6 protein-coding genes and 1 pseudogene are annotated in these 3,467 nt (G+C 64.8%); 2 read left to right on the forward strand and 5 right to left on the reverse strand.

All coding sequences use genetic code 11. The features are described 5' to 3' along the window. From LRG07_RS13425 to LRG07_RS14115, 3 genes and pseudogenes are all read right to left on the reverse strand, one after another. On the reverse strand, nucleotides 1-415 hold a 415-nt coding region (locus LRG07_RS13425; RefSeq protein ID WP_238642686.1), incomplete at its 3' end, for a DUF4351 domain-containing protein. A 35-nt stretch (nucleotides 416-450) separates the two neighbouring features. After that, nucleotides 451-1,269 carry an NYN domain-containing protein gene (locus LRG07_RS13430; RefSeq protein ID WP_238642687.1) on the reverse strand — a complete coding sequence of 273 codons (819 nt, stop codon included), beginning with the start codon at nucleotides 1,267-1,269 and terminating at the stop codon, nucleotides 451-453. A 475-nt stretch (nucleotides 1,270-1,744) separates the two neighbouring features. Then, nucleotides 1,745-1,924, reverse strand: a pseudogene (locus LRG07_RS14115) (helix-turn-helix domain-containing protein); the annotation flags it as partial. A 181-nt stretch (nucleotides 1,925-2,105) separates the two neighbouring features. On the opposite strand from LRG07_RS14115, the gene LRG07_RS13440 reads away from it, so the two are divergent. Together LRG07_RS13440 and LRG07_RS13445 are read left to right on the forward strand one after the other, a co-directional pair. Then, nucleotides 2,106-2,348: an AbrB/MazE/SpoVT family DNA-binding domain-containing protein gene (locus tag LRG07_RS13440; protein ID WP_255772262.1), complete on the forward strand. Its 243-nt coding sequence runs from the start codon at nucleotides 2,106-2,108 to the stop codon at nucleotides 2,346-2,348. Beyond that, on the forward strand, nucleotides 2,348-2,701 hold the full coding sequence (locus tag LRG07_RS13445) for a type II toxin-antitoxin system PemK/MazF family toxin (RefSeq protein ID WP_238642690.1): 354 nt from the start codon (nucleotides 2,348-2,350) through the stop codon (nucleotides 2,699-2,701). Before LRG07_RS13440 ends, LRG07_RS13445 begins: the two co-directional genes overlap by 1 nt. A gap of 122 nt (nucleotides 2,702-2,823) precedes the next feature. On the opposite strand, the gene LRG07_RS13970 is transcribed toward LRG07_RS13445, so the two are convergent. Together LRG07_RS13970 and LRG07_RS13450 are read right to left on the reverse strand one after the other, a co-directional pair. Next, nucleotides 2,824-2,949 carry a hypothetical protein gene (locus LRG07_RS13970; RefSeq protein ID WP_255773341.1) on the reverse strand — a complete coding sequence of 42 codons (126 nt, stop codon included), beginning with the start codon at nucleotides 2,947-2,949 and terminating at the stop codon, nucleotides 2,824-2,826. Between the two features lie 41 nt (nucleotides 2,950-2,990). Continuing rightward, nucleotides 2,991-3,155 carry a hypothetical protein gene (locus tag LRG07_RS13450; RefSeq protein ID WP_238642692.1) on the reverse strand — a complete coding sequence of 55 codons (165 nt, stop codon included), beginning with the start codon at nucleotides 3,153-3,155 and terminating at the stop codon, nucleotides 2,991-2,993. Between the last annotated feature and the right edge of the window lie 312 nt (nucleotides 3,156-3,467).

A 3,467-nucleotide genomic window follows, 5' to 3' on the forward strand; every position in this document is an offset into this window, starting at 1 on the left:
AGACCTGATCGGCGCTGTCGGCCTGGAAGACGTGGTCGGACCAGGCCCACAGGGTGTCCTCGTCGGCAGAGCGGATGCGCTCGAGCTGCTCCTCGGTCAGCGGGCCAAAGCGTTTCTCGAGCATCCGGGCGAGCATGTGAGCTTCGCCTTCCAGCCGACCCTCCTGCCGGCCCTCTTGCCGACCTTTCTTCAGGCCTCTCTGCTCCCACTCCTTCTTCCACTCGTTCATGCGCTCGGCGAGCATTTGCTGTACCTCCTCCAGATCCTGGATCTCTTCGCCTTGCAGTATGGATCGCTCGGCGAACGGTTTGCGGCGCAGCAGCACGCGCTGCACCCAGAGGGCGAACTCGCGACGCAGCCGCCGCTGCTCGGGCTGATCGAGCCAGCGGCAGAGCGTGGCGATGATCGAGAGCATCTGCTGCGGAAGCTACTTGGGGGTTCTGGCGAGTTTCAGGTTTCGGGGGCGTTCGGGTTGGAATAGGTACTCGGGTCGGGAAAGACGCCAACGATCCCGTCCACGTGCTCATGAAGGTCATCGCTGACCTCCTGCCGAAGAGGATCAAGGAGAAGCTCGATACCTTCCCGCCGGGCGAGCTTGGCGGCGGGCACGAAATCACTGTCGCCGGTCACTAAGACGATGGTATCTGCCTGCTCTTTGAGGGTGATGCTGGCGATATCCAGGCCGATGCGCATATCCACGCCCTTCTGGCGCAGACCAAGGCGGACGTCGCCGTGCCGCAGCTCCCGCCAAGCGCTGATCAATTTGACTAGTTCCTGCTCTTCTTTAGCGGTCAGGTTAGGCGGCGCCTGACCATGGAGAAAGACCTGCTCCATGCGGTCCAGCCAGTTCCGCGTCTTGAGCAGCCTCTTGGTCAGGTTGGCAGCGATTTGCCACTCGCCTTCTTTGTGGGTGTGCCCAAGGCGCAGGGCGAATTTGCGCTTGCGGCGCAATTCGGCGAACAGCTCGCTGCGGAAGGCGGCTACCTCGCTCTTGGCGAATTCAACGCGATAATTGAGGACAGGATGATGGGAGACGCCCTGGAAGGGGCGGGCGTCGTAGTAGAAGAGCCGATAGACGTGATCGAGCCAGACGCCGTCGGCGCTGCCGCCCTCCAGGTTCGTAAGGCGCTGGACATGGCGCTTGCAAAGGTGGCGGGCACTATCGGCGGTGGCGGCCGGCGTGTCGCAGAAGCGCGGCTCCACGAGCTTGGGCAGCCGCTTGAGGAAGAAGGCACCATCGATGAGGATGGCGATGCGGCGTACCCTCATGCCCACTTCCAAAAAACAAGATAGCCCCAAGCTTTCGGCACACGCTCGGGATGGGTGAGCGGGCGTACTCGCTTAGGGCGAATGTTGGTGTACGGTGCCGTATCTCGGTTATATGGTCAAGATCGGCGGGGCTGATATCGGCATGCCGGCCTGGGGAGCGTTCCATGCGTGGCTGTCCCCGCGATCCCACCGGGGTCTATCGCCTGATGCTCGATCTGGTGCTCCTCCTCGGTCTACGGGAGCGCGAGTGCCGAGGGGCAAGTGCGGACAGGGAAGGGTGGGGTAGGTGCACCACGGCGCGGAGGATCCCGGTCATTGGGCCTGCATGGATCGAGATGGAAGGGCCCAGGATGAGCGATACCGCTACCTTCTGCAGGCAGCGCCGCAGCGTCCGGTCCAAGACATCGAGCTCGCCGATCTTCTCCCGCAGCTTGCGTCCGACCTTGACGGCGCTGAGCTTCGGGTAGCGGCGCAGCAGGTACTCGATGAACGGCCGGTGCTCATCCAGGCGCCGGGTGCGGCGCGGCCGCGCCCGCTCGAGGGCGATCTCCTCCGCCGACTGGGCGAGATGCTTGCGCACGGTGTTGCGCGAGATCCCTAGCTCGCGGCTGATGGTACGCACCGAGAGCCCGCGGCCCTCGTCGTGAAGCGCCATGATCCGATGAATCATGGCCCACTCCTTCAAGGTTCCCGGCTCCGCCGCTTGGTCCGGCGGCCGTCGGTACGGCCACTCGTGGCCAAGGGGCCACCCGAAGGTGGCTCAATTAAAGCGTTGGCGGAGCTTCGCCGAGCTGCTAGTATCTACACTGTAGATACCAAACCGCGGGGTAGGCTCTATGCGGTCTTCAATCAGCAAATGGGGCAATAGCGCAGCAGTCCGGATTCCTCAGCACCTCTTGGAGCAATCGGGCTTGCGCCTGAAAGACGAGGTCGAGATCGAGGTGGAAGACCAGACTATGATCATCCGCCCGGCCCGGGCCCAGCCATCCTATTCGCTAGATGCGCTTTTGGCAGGGATTACCGAAGAGAACCGCCATGGGGAGACGGATTGGGGCGAGACGGAAGGTGGCGAGCTGTAATGGCCCCGCCGTTGTCAGCGCCCCGACAGGGGGATGTCCTATGGTTTCGGTTCCATCCGCAAGACGGGCGTGAGCAGCGAGGCTGGCGGCCCGGCGTGATCGTCAGCCCCCAAGCCTTCAACCGGAAAACGGGTCTGGCGCTGATCTGCCCGGTTACGAATCAAGCCAAAGGGTACCCCTTCGAGGTCTCCCTGGAAGCCGTCCCGACGCTCTCAGGGGTCATCCTGGCCGATCAAGTCTGCTCCCTGGACTGGCGCGCACGGGCTGGCGAGCCGATAGCCCGCCTACCCGAAAACGTCTGGGCGGATATGGTCGCCAAGATTCGACCTCTTCTGGATTTGGCCGATTATTGATCCCGCCGGCGAGCACAGCCCCCGGGCCGGGATCGAGCCGCTGAGGCCGGGGGCCGAGACGGGGAGCTTCGTGGTGGTGAGCGCCGGCGCCTGATCCGGCTGCGCCGGCGCCCTTGGTGGCCTCAGGCGGGCTTCCCCTCGCGGCTCGGCGGCGCCATGAACTCCGGGCCCACCGGGCCGGTGACGCTCTCCTCGAGGATGCGGTCGATCTCGCGCAGCGCGGCATCGTCCAGCTCGAGCTCCGCCAAGCCGTCGAGGGGCTCGAGCCGCTCAGGCCGCCGCGCACCCCTCAGCGCCACGCCAGGGCCAGGTGGATGGCGCGGCGGCCGAAGCGCTCTTGGGCGAGGGCGTCGAGTCGCTCCACGGCGCGCAGGTACTGGCTGTAGCGCGGCTCCTGGAACTTGGGATCCATCTGCCGCAGGTCGTCGCCCTCGAAGCGGGTATCGGCGCGCATCTTGCCGGTCAGCAGCCCCCGGCAGAGGGGCGCCGTAGGTCAGCGTGGTGATCCCGTGCTCGGGGGCGTAGGGCTGCAAACTGTCGCTTGCCACGACCTTGGGACTGGTCTGACCCGTTGCAGTGGATACCTCTCTAATCAAACGGTCAGGTATCCACTGCAACGGGTTAAGCCCAGGCGCAGCGGAAACGAGCGCAAGCGGTCCGCCGTCTGGTTCAGTGGCTGGAGACGGAGCCGGTGACCCCGGTGGATGCCCTGGTGATACGGTTTCTGCTCACCCTGTTTCTGCACGGTCCCAGCCAGGAAGGGGTG

Origin of the sequence: Halorhodospira sp. 9622 (assembly GCF_022228025.1) — a bacterium.
Taxonomy (GTDB): domain Bacteria; phylum Pseudomonadota; class Gammaproteobacteria; order Nitrococcales; family Halorhodospiraceae; genus Halorhodospira; species Halorhodospira halophila_A.

Coding starts and splice junctions, on each gene's coding strand:
- LRG07_RS13430 (WP_238642687.1), bottom strand. CDS start 1,269: ATGAGGGTACGCCGCATCGCCATCCTCATCGATGGTGCCTTCTTCCTC.
- LRG07_RS13440 (WP_255772262.1), top strand. CDS start 2,106: ATGCGGTCTTCAATCAGCAAATGGGGCAATAGCGCAGCAGTCCGGATT.
- LRG07_RS13445 (WP_238642690.1), top strand. CDS start 2,348: ATGGCCCCGCCGTTGTCAGCGCCCCGACAGGGGGATGTCCTATGGTTT.
- LRG07_RS13450 (WP_238642692.1), bottom strand. CDS start 3,155: ATGCGCGCCGATACCCGCTTCGAGGGCGACGACCTGCGGCAGATGGAT.